The sequence below is a fragment of the Dyadobacter sp. LHD-138 genome, assembly GCF_030929615.1.
Lineage (GTDB): Bacteria > Bacteroidota > Bacteroidia > Cytophagales > Spirosomataceae > Dyadobacter.
This window is the reverse complement of record NZ_JAVFVU010000013.1, coordinates 155,144-168,775: the sequence shown is the minus strand read 5'-3', so window position 1 is coordinate 168,775 and position 13,632 is coordinate 155,144. Positions and strand designations below refer to the sequence as shown.

General features: G+C 45.0%; 14 protein-coding genes. 4 read left to right on the top strand and 10 right to left on the bottom strand.

Features of this window, described 5'->3' with window-relative positions; all coding sequences use genetic code 11:
- Positions 1-4: 4 nt before the first annotated feature.
- Positions 5-1,720, top strand: a complete 1,716-nt coding sequence (locus tag RB622_RS12240; RefSeq protein ID WP_308046838.1) for a GMC family oxidoreductase — start codon at positions 5-7, stop codon at positions 1,718-1,720.
- Between the two features lie 97 nt (positions 1,721-1,817).
- Here the strand turns inward: RB622_RS12240 and RB622_RS12235 are convergent, their stop codons facing one another.
- From RB622_RS12235 to RB622_RS12225, 3 genes are read right to left on the bottom strand one after another with little or no spacing between them, the layout of a single operon-like run.
- Positions 1,818-2,744, bottom strand: coding sequence for a winged helix-turn-helix domain-containing protein (locus tag RB622_RS12235; RefSeq protein ID WP_308046837.1), 927 nt, complete (start codon positions 2,742-2,744; stop codon positions 1,818-1,820).
- A 53-nt stretch (positions 2,745-2,797) separates the two neighbouring features.
- Positions 2,798-3,259: a hypothetical protein gene (locus RB622_RS12230; RefSeq protein WP_308046836.1), complete on the bottom strand. Its 462-nt coding sequence runs from the start codon at positions 3,257-3,259 to the stop codon at positions 2,798-2,800.
- A 29-nt stretch (positions 3,260-3,288) separates the two neighbouring features.
- On the bottom strand, positions 3,289-3,696 hold the full coding sequence (locus RB622_RS12225; protein ID WP_308046835.1) for a hypothetical protein: 408 nt from the start codon (positions 3,694-3,696) through the stop codon (positions 3,289-3,291).
- Between the two features lie 202 nt (positions 3,697-3,898).
- On the opposite strand from RB622_RS12225, the gene RB622_RS12220 reads away from it, so the two are divergent.
- From RB622_RS12220 to RB622_RS12210, 3 genes are read left to right on the top strand one after another with little or no spacing between them, the layout of a single operon-like run.
- Positions 3,899-4,138, top strand: coding sequence for a hypothetical protein (locus tag RB622_RS12220; protein WP_308046834.1), 240 nt, complete (start codon positions 3,899-3,901; stop codon positions 4,136-4,138).
- Complete coding sequence (locus tag RB622_RS12215; RefSeq protein ID WP_308046833.1) at positions 4,135-4,551, top strand: putative toxin-antitoxin system toxin component, PIN family; 417 nt, start codon at positions 4,135-4,137, stop codon at positions 4,549-4,551. The genes RB622_RS12220 and RB622_RS12215 overlap by 4 nt, the downstream gene beginning before the upstream one ends.
- A gap of 54 nt (positions 4,552-4,605) precedes the next feature.
- Positions 4,606-5,091 (top strand): thioredoxin fold domain-containing protein, encoded by a 486-nt coding sequence (locus RB622_RS12210; RefSeq protein ID WP_308046832.1) that lies wholly within the window; start codon positions 4,606-4,608, stop codon positions 5,089-5,091.
- Between the two features lie 90 nt (positions 5,092-5,181).
- Here RB622_RS12210 and RB622_RS12205 read toward each other — a convergent pair whose 3' ends face one another.
- The 7 genes from RB622_RS12205 to RB622_RS12175 form a co-directional block, all read right to left on the bottom strand.
- The gene (locus RB622_RS12205; protein ID WP_308046831.1) at positions 5,182-5,565 is read right to left on the bottom strand and encodes a DUF3037 domain-containing protein; all 384 of its coding nucleotides are present in this window, start codon (positions 5,563-5,565) and stop codon (positions 5,182-5,184) included.
- Complete coding sequence (locus RB622_RS12200) at positions 5,543-6,340, bottom strand: HipA family kinase (RefSeq protein WP_308046830.1); 798 nt, start codon at positions 6,338-6,340, stop codon at positions 5,543-5,545. The genes RB622_RS12205 and RB622_RS12200 overlap by 23 nt, the downstream gene beginning before the upstream one ends.
- Positions 6,341-6,509: 169 nt before the next feature.
- Complete coding sequence (locus RB622_RS12195; protein ID WP_308046829.1) at positions 6,510-8,183, bottom strand: hypothetical protein; 1,674 nt, start codon at positions 8,181-8,183, stop codon at positions 6,510-6,512.
- Between the two features lie 28 nt (positions 8,184-8,211).
- Positions 8,212-10,440 carry a SoxR reducing system RseC family protein gene (locus tag RB622_RS12190; RefSeq protein ID WP_308046828.1) on the bottom strand — a complete coding sequence of 743 codons (2,229 nt, stop codon included), beginning with the start codon at positions 10,438-10,440 and terminating at the stop codon, positions 8,212-8,214.
- Positions 10,433-11,653 (bottom strand): BatA domain-containing protein, encoded by a 1,221-nt coding sequence (locus RB622_RS12185; protein ID WP_308046827.1) that lies wholly within the window; start codon positions 11,651-11,653, stop codon positions 10,433-10,435. The genes RB622_RS12190 and RB622_RS12185 overlap by 8 nt, the downstream gene beginning before the upstream one ends.
- The gene (locus tag RB622_RS12180) at positions 11,653-12,561 is read right to left on the bottom strand and encodes a DUF58 domain-containing protein (protein ID WP_308046826.1); all 909 of its coding nucleotides are present in this window, start codon (positions 12,559-12,561) and stop codon (positions 11,653-11,655) included. Before RB622_RS12180 ends, RB622_RS12185 begins: the two co-directional genes overlap by 1 nt.
- An 84-nt stretch (positions 12,562-12,645) precedes the next feature.
- Positions 12,646-13,629, bottom strand: coding sequence for a MoxR family ATPase (locus RB622_RS12175; RefSeq protein ID WP_308046825.1), 984 nt, complete (start codon positions 13,627-13,629; stop codon positions 12,646-12,648).
- Positions 13,630-13,632: the final 3 nt, after the last annotated feature.

Below are 13,632 nucleotides of genomic sequence, written 5' to 3'. Positions count from 1 at the left end.
CACCATGAATTTAAACATCAAAGCAGATAAAGCCCGCACCTACGATGCCATTGTGATCGGTTCTGGAATGACCGGGGGGATAGCTGCCAAAGAACTTACCGAACGAGGCTTACAGGTCTTAATGATCGAACGAGGCCGGGAGGTCAAACACATCGAAGATTACGACACAGCCATGAAAGGGCCCTGGGAATTTGAACACAGGGGAAAAGTTTCAATTCAATCGGCAGAAGAATACTGGGCAAACAGCCGTTTCGGGAATCTGGCCAATGAGGAAACCGGGGAGTTTTTCACAGACGACAAAAAAAATCCATACATTGAAAAACGTCCTTTTGACTGGATCAGAGCCTATCATACCGGCGGAAAATCGATGCACTGGGGAAGACAGTCGTACCGGATGAACAAGAAAGATTTTGAAGCCAACGCAAAGGAAGGCATCGCGATCGACTGGCCGATCCGTTATGAAGACCTTGAACCCTGGTATACGCATGTCGAAAAATTTGTAGGCATCAGCGGACAAAAAGAAGGCTGGGAAGTATTGCCGGACGGACACTATCTGCCCGCTATGCCGATGAGCGCTCCTGAACTTTATTTCAAGGAGACAATGATGAAAAAACTGAGCCGTCCCGTAACAATCGGACGGATTGCAAACCTGACCAAACCGCAGCCATGGCACACGGACCTTGGTCGTGCCTCTTGCCAGTATCGGAGCAAATGTGCCCGCGGTTGTCCTTATGGCGCGTATTACAGCTCTTTGTCCGGCTCGATACCAGCGGCCCGAAAAACACAAAAACTGACCGTTTTGCATGATACCATTGCCAGCGAAATCATTTACGATGAAAGAACAAAAAGGGCAAAAGGTGTGCGTGTGATCAACCAGAACACAATGGCTGTCGAAGAGTTTTTTGCCAAAATTGTCTTTCTGAATGCGGGTTCGATGAATTCGGCAGCTTTGTTGTTAAACTCAAAATCTGCCCGTTTTTCAACGGGCCTCGGCAACGACTCAGACCAGGTCGGTCGCAATATCATGGACCATCACCTGGGCGTAGGTGCCAACGCGACCATTGACGGGTTTGAAAATGATTATGTGTTCGGACAAAGGCCGAATGCGCTGTACATTCCGCGTTTCAGAAACTGGGGAACAGATAAAAAAGATTTCCTTCGGGGTTATGGCTATCAGGGCGGAGCCAGCAAAAGTGACTGGAAACGGGGTATTACCACGGGTGGATTCGGAGCAAGTTTTAAGGAAGACATGACACGTCCGGGAAGCTGGACGATGGGTTTTGGCGGTTTTGGTGAAATATTACCGGATCCTTCCAACCGTATGTTTCTCGATAAGGACAAAAAAGACAAATGGGGAATCCCGATGATCGTTTTTGATGCTGCATTTGGCGAAAACGAACTCGCCATGCGAAAAGACATGATGCATTCCGCAGTGGAAATGCTGGAAGCGGCCGGTTTCAAAAATGTATCAGGTTTCAATCGGCAGGATACACATCCGGGCCTGGGGATTCACGATATGGGAACGGCACGTATGGGAAAAGACCCAAAAACGTCGGTACTGAACAAATTTAACCAGGTGCATGAATGTAAAAATGTTTTCGTAACGGACGGAGCCGCAATGGTTTCATCCTCTTGCGTAAACCCTTCGATCACGTACATGGCCATGACGGCCCGAGCAGCAAACCACGCGGTGGAAGAATTGAAAAAACAGAATTTATAAACCTGAATGTGGAACCGCCATATTCAAAGAAGTCAACTTTTAAAAAGTTGACTTCTTTTCACGAGAAAAACCTGACTACCCAAAGCTAGAATCAGCCTTATTCAGAAACTTCCAACCGGTAACCAACGCCATGTATAGCACTGATTTTTACATTGGAATCTCCGGCCAGCATTTTCCGCAATCTCGAAACAAATACATCCACACTCCGTCCGACGATTATTCCTTCGTCTTCCCAAACGGATTTCAGTATAAAGTCCCGTTCCAATATCTGGTTTTTATTGTCAGTAAAAAGATTCAAAAGCTTACCTTCCCGATAAGTCAGATTATGTGTTTTGTTGCCCGAAATCAAACTCAGGTTTGCGATATCCAAAGTTGAGTTCCCAAACCTTATTTTCGAAAAAATATTCTCAGCATTATCCTGAACACCAGATTCCAATGCGACCTCTAAAACATGGTCTTTCCGTTTTCTTTTCCAGACAATAAAACCCAGTCCGGCCAGCAGACTACCAAACGTCAAAAGCCACCAGTTGGAACTTGAAGCAAGTTTGGTCTCAGGCTCAAAACGTACCTTCAAAAGATAACATCCTGCATTTTTCTTGCGGCCACCACAAGGAACACTTCCGTTCTGCTTTAAGTCAAGAAAACTATAGCCCAGTTCAAGCGCCTCATTCTCGCAATTGATAAGCGTCACATTGTATCCGCGGCTGATCCCGTGTAACGTCAAAGATTCCTGCAATAAATCCGGCAGCTTATCATAATCGAAAAGCGCTCCCAGCTGCACAGTAAATGTATTATCCGATTGTTTTACCGGCTTGATACGGGAAGTTGAATCGCCGTTGGCAGCCAGCAGCAGATGTGCCGTCCGACGAAGCGCCAGATTTGCATTTTCAGAAAAAAGAACCGAATCGTTATTGCCAGTAGCCTTATCGATGGACAGGAACAACCCACACAGGAGACCCAGAGCCAGCATTTTCATCTTGATGGCGCTTATCAACACACGAATTTTCACGAATGATTCCATCATTTACTTTTCAGAGGCTTCGTCATACACAAATTTACCAGACCGGGATAACAATCTCAACATTTATCATTTTTAATCAAACCATAAAACCAGTTAAACTGAGGCGCTGGCTGGTAACCTTTCACTGTCAAAACTCTTCTGCCCGCCTTTTCACTTTTATTCGCCGGATCTATGATCAAATGATCCCCCGCCTTTGCAGATTTTAAAACCTCAGAGATTTCAACGGACATAACCGGGTAAGCACGGTTGCAGGCATTCGCATTAACGATTTTACCAGCTCTCGTCAGATAAATGAAAAAGGGAATTTTCTCCCGCTGGCCTGATCCTGAATTTTCTCCAATCATATTCAAAACTCCTTTCGCAACCACTGAAAACTTTTCAATGTTCATCGATTTTCCATTTAACATTAACGGATTATAGTAAAAACTGTCGGCCGTGCTTCCCGGGAGCGCTTCCGATACAGCCAACGTCAGCGTGAAAAGCATTGTCAGCAATAGGTTTAACGATATATTTTTCATGTTGTTTTGCATAAAATGAAAACCATTATTTACATCACCAGAATTTCGTTGTGTGGCAGAGCGTATTGATTGTCCGTCGTCATTAAAACGATATGGTCGCCCTTTTCACATTTTTTCAGGACCTGCTGAATATTGACCTGATTAAAAGCTTCGTCAGAAAACATCAGCAGGGTTTTCGTGTCCTTGTCTCTGATTGCAATTTTAAAAACAATCTTTTCGACAGCCTTAGCCGATGACGGACTAAGTTCTGTCGTACAAACGGTCAAAGTGCCGGTCGCATTAGCGCCTATCGTGCTTTTCCCCTTGGTGCTATATTCGTCCACCACCATTTTGTTATTCAAAAATGCGGCAGAACAGTTACTAAAAGCTTTTTGTCCGAATGAAATTCCGGAACTCAATAGCAAAAGACCGAATACTGAAAGCGTTACTTTTTTCATGATTGATTGTTTTAAAGTGAATGATTGACGGCCCTGAGAGCCGGAATCAAAAGTAGAGATAACCCCGAGCGTCCTGGTTAATGGGTTGTAAAACATTGTAAAGGGAATGTAAAAGATTGATCCTTCCGTGAGCGCGTGTCTTTTGTATACTGAAATTGGTTATTTTTGTTAAGGTTTATTAACTATCAAAAAATAAAAAGCCATGATCTCTTCAAAACCAAAAGCAGGGGGCACAGAAAAGCTTAATGATATGCAAATTAGCATGTTGCGCCTTTTTGACCAGAACATGAGTGAAGTTGAAACCCTTGAAGTTCGCAAAATATTGATGGATTATTTTGACAACCGGCTTCAAAATGAGCGTAACCAGGTGCTAAAAGAAAAGCAATACTCCAATGAAGACTTTGACAAGATGCTTTCTGACGACAAGTTCAAAATCGGATGATGGGTGTTGTAATTGACACAAATTGCTTACGAGCCTCGATACCTCCCCAAAGCCCTTACTACCAACTTTACCAGGATTTCAGATCCGGAAAATTTGAATGGTATCTGAGTACTGAAATATTGCTTGAATATGACGAAATTCTGACAGCCACCTATTCGGCTCAAACTTCCCAATTTATTCTCCACCAACTTGCTCTTGCCCCAAACGTTGTTTTTACAGAACCAGCCTACAAATGGAGTATAATCTCAAATGATCCGGATGACAACAAGTTTTCGGACCAGGCTCTGAGTGCTGGCTGTGATTACCTCATTACCAACGATACCGATTTTGATGTCTTCAAGGCCCTTCCGTTTCCGAAACTGAATATCGTCGACCTCAAATCATTTCTCAAAATTCTAAGTGCCGAAGATTAAACTTGTCTTCAAAAAGAATCCTATCTTGCAGCCTTGTTAAAAATTTCAATTCAGATGTCTAAAAAAATAATTCCATTATTGCTCTTCGTGCTTCTTTCCGCAGCTGCATTTAGTCAAACGGCAACGGGTATGAAAAAAATTGCTCCGTTTCAGATGACCCTCACAAACGGAAAACCTTACAATTTTTCGCAGTTGACGCCGGGTCCTGTGGTACTGATGTACTTTTCACCGGATTGCGACCATTGCCAGGATTTCACCAAAGCTTTGCTTAAAAACTACACGGTAATTAGCAACAAGCAGCTGATTATGGTGACTTTTCAGCCCATGGAAATGGTGAAGCAGTTTGAAAAAACGTACAATCTGGCCTCTTATCCGAACGTCAAATTGGGTACAGAAGGAACGTCTTATCTGGTTCAGAAATATTATCAGATCAGGTCGTTTCCTTACATCGTGATGTACGACAAAACAGGAAAGCTGGTTAAAACTTTTGAAGGAGAACAACCTTATTCAGAAATTTTCAAGGCGTTAAAATCCTTTTAACGGATCTAAAAGTGCTGCATTCCAAACGTGGATGCAGCACTTTTTATAAGTCCAATTCACCTACGAAAGCAGGTTATTATAATGCCGGGATCAAAGAACCAGGTCCCTGAATAATTTTTCAAGTGTCTCTCCCGCGTTTTTACAAAAACCAGGATGAACTTTTGATGTCTGTACCACCGTACTTCTGGTTGCTGTCAGCCAGCGAAAACGCGAAGCAATAGGCAGACTTCCGATAGGCCCCGATTTGGTTCCACCGATACAGATCCGGTTTAGCACAGCAAGATATTCTTCCAGCTCAGACACATCAACACTGCCCGAAAATGCCTTAAGGCGACCGTGATCCAGATTAAATTTACTCTGTAAAAACCCTTGTTTCTGGCAATAAAGGATCACGCCAACATTTAAAAATTCTTCACGTTCGACTCTGGGTACGACGCGAATGACGGCGTACTCAAATAAGTGATGTTCTTGCATGCTGTGCTCCTGTTACAAATACTTCTGACACTGAAATTCTTGAAATTAAAAAGTTGGCGTAAGCCTGACGATGTTCCTCTGGCGACGCAAACGGCGCATCCCGCAAAAGCCAGTCGTCCGGGATCAGCGAGCAAATGGAATGGATAAGCTCATCCGTTAAAATCGCCTTGAATGCCGTATCAACCGCATCCAACTCGGTTGCTTTTGACAACAAAACATGATCCTTGATCTGAGCAAACGGCCTTTTTGCCTGCTCTTCCCAGTTGGTCCAGGAATGGTGAAAATACAGGGAGGCACCATGATCGATCAGCCATAATTCCTTATGCCAGATAAGCATATTGGTGTTCCTGGCCGTACGGTCAACGTTGGTCAAAAGGCAGTCCAGCCATACAATCTCAGAGGCTAGTTTCGCATCTATGGTCGTAACCTGCGGGTCAAAAGTAATGGCTCCCGACAGATAATGCATGGCAAGATTGAGGCCTGTACTGGCCTTTAAAAGATCCTGAATTTCCTCATCAGGCTCCGTCATTCCAAACATTTCATCGAGATTGGCAAAAACAATTTCCGGAATACGCATACCAAGTGCCCGGGCAATTTCTCCGCCTATCAATTCGGCAATCAGGGCTTTTACACCCTGACCGGCACCGCGGAATTTCAATACATATAAAAAGTCGTCGTCAGCCTCGGCGATGGCGGGCAGTGAGCCCCCTTCACGCAACGGCGTCACATAACGTATCACATTGACGGTTCTAAGTTGAGGTCCGTTTTCATCCATAAGTTTGCAATTCGAAATTTATACCTCCGCTATCCATAAGAAAAAACGCTTCTTACGGCCGCAAAAATAGTGTAAAGGGAAAGAAATGACGCATAACCCGGTGACATTTATGGAAACATCAGCGATTTAACGATCCGGGGAAAGTAATGCCCGAGAGTATAATTTGGTCTTAGTCAAATTTTGGTTCCAGCCAAAGTGCAGTGAAACAGAAAATTAAGGTAAGAAACCAGACCCAGTCAGGAATTCTGCTTTCGTTTACCACATGAGACTGTAAGTCCGCTGATTTTTGCATCCCGCCCAGCTCCGTTTGTAGTTTTAATCTTCTTCCTACAAAATTTTCAACAAGCTGGCTTTTGTAATAGCCATTGAAATCCGTGCTGTCGGCAACCGCAATTTCGTTGTCCTGAGACAGGGAAAGCCATGCCGTGTCGGAAGGGATATAACCGGCACTCGCAGTCAGGCCATTAATGGCTGAATAGTGCACGTGTAAAGTATCCCCGCCAATCATCACTTCCTTCGGGTTGTCAACCAGATTATTAAACCGGAACGTTGTTTCAATTCCCTTGTAAACCGGCGCATTTACCTCAATATTGGTTTGATATGCAGGGTGAATTTCCGCCAGCACAGACGTCCAGATAGTACTGTAAGCAACGCTATCTCCGTTAAGCAAGGTCGGGAAAGTTTCATTCAAAAGACTAACCGCAACCTTGCCCGTCGATTTTTCAACCGCAACAGGAAATTTGGGAATTGTCAGATATGCGTTCGATTTGCCGAATTCAAACGGGAGTTTCGTAAGTTCTCCTGCCACAGGAAGTACTTCTTCATTGGATATCTTTTTAACCTGCAATTTAGTCCCAAGAGACGCATTGATTGAGGCAACTTCGGCGGGTGGATTGGTAAGGTTTATAAACAAAATGCTCTTCCCGTTTGCCAACGCCTTTTTTACCTGCGGTTCAGAAGCATTTTTTGGATCAGTAATAATGACATCCGGGCTTCCCGCTTTGTTGAGGGTTAATTTACTACGGATATTCTTCGACAAATCGGTCGAAAGCTCCACCGCATGCCCCCGATTCGCAAGCCAGGTTGCCAGATTTCTGCTTTCAAAATCAGGATTATTCAGAATGAACTGAAACACCAACGGCGGTAAAGGCTGTGCAAAAAACTGAATAGTCTCCTTTTCTTCATCCCCCAAAACCAAATCCACCGCTGTCCTCCTTTCGGTAAACACTGGAAAACCCAGCACAAATGATTCCATTCCTTTTTCCAGTCTGGTGCTGTCCAAAGTCTGGTTTCCAAATTTGAGTTTAAGCCATTGCGAACTGCCGGAGGTTATCAAACCCCTGACGCGTTGCAACTGACCTTTGCGAACAACTCCTTTCCAGGAAATGGATTGTATCTCGTTATCTCCAAAATACGGAACCCATTTCACCCGGGCCGATGGGGGCAAAACCTGACTCAGTCTGGCGAAAAAAGAAGGTTCAAAATCCTGCCCAAGCAACGTTAACGTGTCGGTATTCCTGACCTTGAAACTACGCACAGAAAAGACAGCCCGTACATGCAAACGATCGCTAACTCTGCTGATTTCTGCCGAAGGTACGCCTTTACCGGCCACCAGAATATTTCCCGACGGCACATTGGTCTTCAACACCGGTTGCAGCACAAACCCCGCGATAACCAGCCAAAGAAGAAGATTTAAAGCGATTTTTAACCGTGGTTTGACTCTGCGGGAATCTGCTTCAAAACTGCTTCGCAAAAGCCAGGTTTGCAAGCCGCCCAGAAGAATCAGAAATAAAATCAGCATCAGGTTTAATGGATCTGACCAGTCGAAATCAAATGCAACCATAGGTTATTCCGGATTGCTCATGCCGGTATTATTTAAGTTTTTTCCAAAAAATATTTTCCAGTTTCTTTTCACTCGCATAGGAACGCCCGCTTTGAACATTAGCTCCCGAACGTTTGTAAAGCTCCGTTTTTAACTGCTGTTTTTCCTTTGCCGATATCAGTTTCCCGCTAATCAGCTTTTGTAATGCGCCCAGCACCGACCAGTTTTGAAGTCCGCCGTTAAATGGTCCGCTATTGATTAACCGATTGGACAATTGCGTGCCGGCAACCTGAAATTTAGCGCGCTGCGAAACACTTAATTTCTCATATTCAAGATAACCCAAAACCTCGGCCGCCAACTGTTCCGTTCTGATTTTATCAATCACCTTTTCCGCACTGAAATTTTTACTCAGATCCGTCAGTTCACCAGACAGCCGCTTCTCTTTTTCTTTGATCGGAGGCGGATCATAGCTGCTCTTTTTTACGAATGCGCGTGCCTTATGCTGCGCCTGTTTCAGGAATTCCAGTGCCTTGTTCTCAAACGGAAGTGCCTTTTCGGGTTCGTACAAGCGCAAATGCAGCTCCGACTGCCACATTTGTTCCAAAGCCATTTTTAACAAACTTTTTGTCGATTGCTCGTGAAAGGTATTAATCTCGGCATCGTCATGCGCGTGTACATATTGCTCCATCAGTTCCGCAATCGCGTCTTTTGAGCCGGCATCTGCGTGGCTTTCAGCACCATGGTCGTGATGATGCGGCTTCGGCTGTGCCTTTCTGTTTTCAGCCGCTTCGCCCTCGGAATCTGATTTATGGGTGAATTTATCCAGGACATTTCCGCTTTCAACATGCCCCTCGTCGTGTGGGGCATCTCCTCCGCCGCCACCAATATTTTGCTCAAATTCCTCTCCCAAAAACTGCCCGTAACGCAAACGCAATACTTTCTGATCAAATCCGATCTCGTTGGAGATGCTGTTAAACTCCTCCTTTTTAATCTTTTTCCGCCTGGCAATCAGCTTTTCGGTATCGATAATAATCTGGCGCTGACTGCGAAAATATTCAGGCACAGTATTCACAGACATGGTCGCCAGCTCCGATTCTTCAACCTTCGCCGTGTCTTTATAAACAATGAAATAGGTGTCTGACTTGGTAAAATTTGCTTCCGGTTCCCTGTTGTCGATGGCGGCCCAGTAATAATATAGCTCATCGCCAGGGGTAAAATTCAACGCCTTCAAATCGATCGCTTTATTAAATTTTGCCTCCTTGAAATTCGCCGGTGTAAGCGGAAATTTCATTTCCCTGAACTTGACGTTTTCACCGGAACCGCGGGCGAGGGTTGCGACGATGAATGCCTGTTTCACCTTAAAATCATCCGTTATCTTAGCAGAAACCTGTATCGTTTTATTATCTTTTAAAAAGTGATACTGATACAATTCTTTGGAATCAGGCTCTATTTTGGGCGCGAGATCCGGCTGCGCTTCGAGCTTATAAAAGTCTGACTGATAAACCAGTGAATCTTTCCAATAGGCTTTGATGGAATAAAGTCCCGAACCCGTAAGCCGATCACGATATTCGAACGATCCATTGAATTTTTTAAAAACCAGTTCATCCCCACGGCTGTTCGCCAAACGCACCGACAAATTGTCCTGGTGGCTAAAAGTAATATTCCATTGCAACGAAGAGCCAACAATCGCGCTGACATTCAAATCTGCGGTTTCTTTCACAGGCAAACCCGTGTAAGCTGGTGGACCGACACGAACATTAGCCGTTTGAAATGTGGGAGGAACAAGAACATTGGCTTTCTTGACCTGCCGCGTCTGCTGATAAGTCATCCGGTCCGCTTTTGTCGAAAAATCAAGTTTGGGATAAACAAAATACACCGCCAGACTACCGATTAACAAAGCTCCATACAAAGTCAGTCCGTCATAAATCTTTCCAAAAGGCAAACGGGTGGTCTGTACATTCTGATTCAGGCGGTCCAGTTGCAGCTGTTCGGCGATATTCAGCTCTTCCTTTTCCAGCAAATGTAAGCTATATTCCGACTCCCCGATCGTCTGGTGGATCAAACTGATTGCCTGCGGTTTTTTATTCTGGTATAACTTCGTAACCCAAATACCGATACCCAAACCGATAACTCCCGCCAAAATAGCAATCATAACCGACGACTGGGTCAGTGCAAAAGCCAGCAGAAAAGCGGAAACCGCCAGCAAAACACACCGGATAAATGCGCTGGCGTAGAGCTGTCTGGTTACAGAACCGATTAATCTTTTAAGCTCAAACATAACTTTTCTGTATCGTTTTCTTTATTGCCATCCACCGTTCCAGCATCACCAGCCCTATAAACAGCATCAAAAGCCACTTCCGAATATTCCCGTCCACATTTTCTTCCGGCGGATTCGCCCTGACAAAAAGGGAATTAAACTGTTTTTGACTTAACGCGCCACGCTTTTCATTCAGATTAAAATGCCGGATCAATAAGTCACCCAGATACTCCGGCAACTGGCCTGAATGTACCATTTCGGAAGTCTGGATCCGAAGTGAATCCTGCATCTGAACGACATTGGCATTACCTGTTTCAAGCGCTTCCCCACCCATTCCTGACAACACATAAAGCACATCAGGTTTGATCTGATCAACTTTTTGATCGGTCAATACCAGATCATACCTGTTATCCTTATCAGATTTCTTGTCGATATCAATGGGTAACATGTAAACGGCGGAAAGAGCACCGAGCGCTGCTTCAACGGTTTGCTGTTCTGCCTGATTTTGGTAATCAACCAACACGTTTAAAGCTCCGGTGTGAATGGGATTGGACGCCAACCGGGGAATGTTTTGAGATTGTCCCGCTTCCAGGATAACCAACTTTCCTTTATTTAAAGCTAATTTTTTACCGCCACCCAAATCAAAATAGTTGTGTGGATAGTGCTGAGATGAATCGATTGCGGTGTGTAACGTGTAGGTATTCGGTATGTAAATTTTGGGCAGATCCATCCATTTCTGATCATTGAGCAGATATAAATCCAGTGTCACGCCGGATTTGCTGACCTTATTGATCAGCTCCTGCAAATGAAGTGCTCCGCTATTTCTCTGAACCGATATGGACGACAAGGTTTTGATTTCGTCTCCGTTGCCATTGATCAAAAAAACTTTTTCTCCCTTTTTTATCGCCGTTTCCAGTTCAAAACGATAATTGTCAATCAAATAGGCCGATGGCTCTACCAAATGGACCCGGCTCGACTGGTCTGTTTTTTCCAGCCATTTTAAAACAGGCTGACTTACTAAAAATGTCAAAAGCAAAACCAGGAGACAACGAACGATGAGCAGCGGCAGGTCGTCGAGACGCAGCCCACGGCTTTGCTGCTGGCTTTTGTCGATCAGCCATTGCATAGCAGCCCAGTCCAGTTCCTTCCCCCTTTTCTGGTGCCAGAAGTGGATAAAAATGGGTATGGCGATCGTCAGCGCTCCCCAAAACATGAAGGGTTGTAAAAAATTCATCAGCCCTTTCTTCTCGTTAAAAATTCTTTTAAAACCATCCCCAGCGGATCACTTAACCTGGCCTGAACCAGATTGACATAAGGAATCCGCAGCTCTTCTTCCAGCATAGCAAAATAGGCTTTCGAAGATTCACGAAACTTATCCCGCACCGTTTCGGCCTGCAATTCGATTGCTTTTCCCGTTTCCAGATCCCGGAACCGGAAGAAACCGGTCAGATTAAAATCCACTTCCTGGTCACCCAGGAGCTGAAAAATGACAATTTCACGCCGTGGACTGGCGATGGATTTTACCAATGTCAGCCACTCCTCACCTACCTGAAGAAAATCTGTAACAAACACCAGCTGCTCTTTGCTCTTTGTCGCAAATTCCGGGAATTGCAACTGGCCGCTCGCGTCGTTTGCCTGCTTCCATTCTCCGGATGCCGTGGTTTTTTGCAAGCCAAACAAGATCTTGTTAAAGGCCTGTTTGCCCGAAGTAGACGCGCCGCTTGCAATACTTTCGACCTTACCGTTTTGCAATCCATACAAACTCATCTGGTCGTTTTGAATATAACCCAGATAGGCCAGCGAAGCGATCAGAAGTTTTGCATATTCCAGACGGCTTATCTCTTTTTCACTATAATTCATTGATCCGGAAAGGTCCAGTAAAAACCGGATCTGCCGGTTACTTTCCGCGGACGATTCTTTAACCAGATGTTTGTCCGTTCTGGCGAACAGTTTCCAATCGATCCGCTTGGGATCATCGCCGGGTTCATAATGACGGTATTGTTCAAATTCCGTCCCCATGCCCGACCGTTTACTGGCATGCACCCCAAGCATGAGTTCCTCGCTCACCAGTTTTCCAACCAGTTGAAGGTTTCCGAGTTTAATCAGATCGGCGGCAAGAAGTCCGGTTCGTTTTGAGAGCATTTTTTTGGCGGCGGTCGGCTTTTGGCAATCGGCTTTCAGACTGCGGCGGAAACAAGCCGACTGCTGATAGCAGATTGCCGAAAGCTATTTTAATCCTTTAATTAATTCTGTGATGACATGGTCTGAGGTGATATTCTCGGCCTCAGCGCGAAAATTCATAGAAATCCGGTGGCGTAAAATGGGAAAAGCCAGCGTATGAATATCCTCCGGAATGACCGAAAAGCGTTCATTTAATACGGCTCTCGCCTTGGCACAAAGTACCAGCGCCTGTCCCGCACGCGGCCCGGCACCCCAGTCGCACCATTGTTTTACATAGTCAGAAGGACTTCCATCCGGCCTCGTTGCGCGAACCAGTTTATTGATAAAACTGATCTGGTCGTCACTGATATGTACCTGACGTGTCAGTTTTTGAAGCTGAATGATGTCAATATCATTTAAAATCCGGTTGATATCGGTACTCTTGAAGCCGGTCGTATTTTTCAGTACGTCCAGCTCTTCCTGTTCGCTCGGATAGCTCAGTTTAATGTATAAAAGAAAACGGTCGAGCTGCGCTTCCGGCAGTGGATAGGTTCCGGATTGTTCGATCGGGTTCTGCGTGGCAATGATCAGAAACGGGTTTGGTAGTGCATAGTTCGTTCCGGCATAGGTTACACTTTTCTCCTGCATCGCTTCCAGCAAGGCTGCCTGCGTTTTGGGCGGCGTCCGGTTTATTTCATCGGCCAGTACGACATTGGCGAAAATCGGTCCCTGATTAAATTTGAAAAATTTCTTGCCTGTATCATGATCCTCTTCCAGAATTTCCGTCCCGACAATATCTCCCGGCATCAGATCCGGTGTAAACTGCACGCGTTTGAAACTCATATGCAAAGCTTCCGACATCGTTTTTACCATCAGGGTTTTAGCCAGGCCGGGTACACCTTCCAGCAAACAATGACCGCCGGCCAAAAGCGAAATCAAGATCTCATTGATCGCGTCTTCCTGCCCTACGATTACTTTTCCAATTTCTTTTTTAAGAAGTGGCAGCTTCGCCACCAAGGCTTTATAATGGGTTAGTTCCTGTGTTTCCAATCG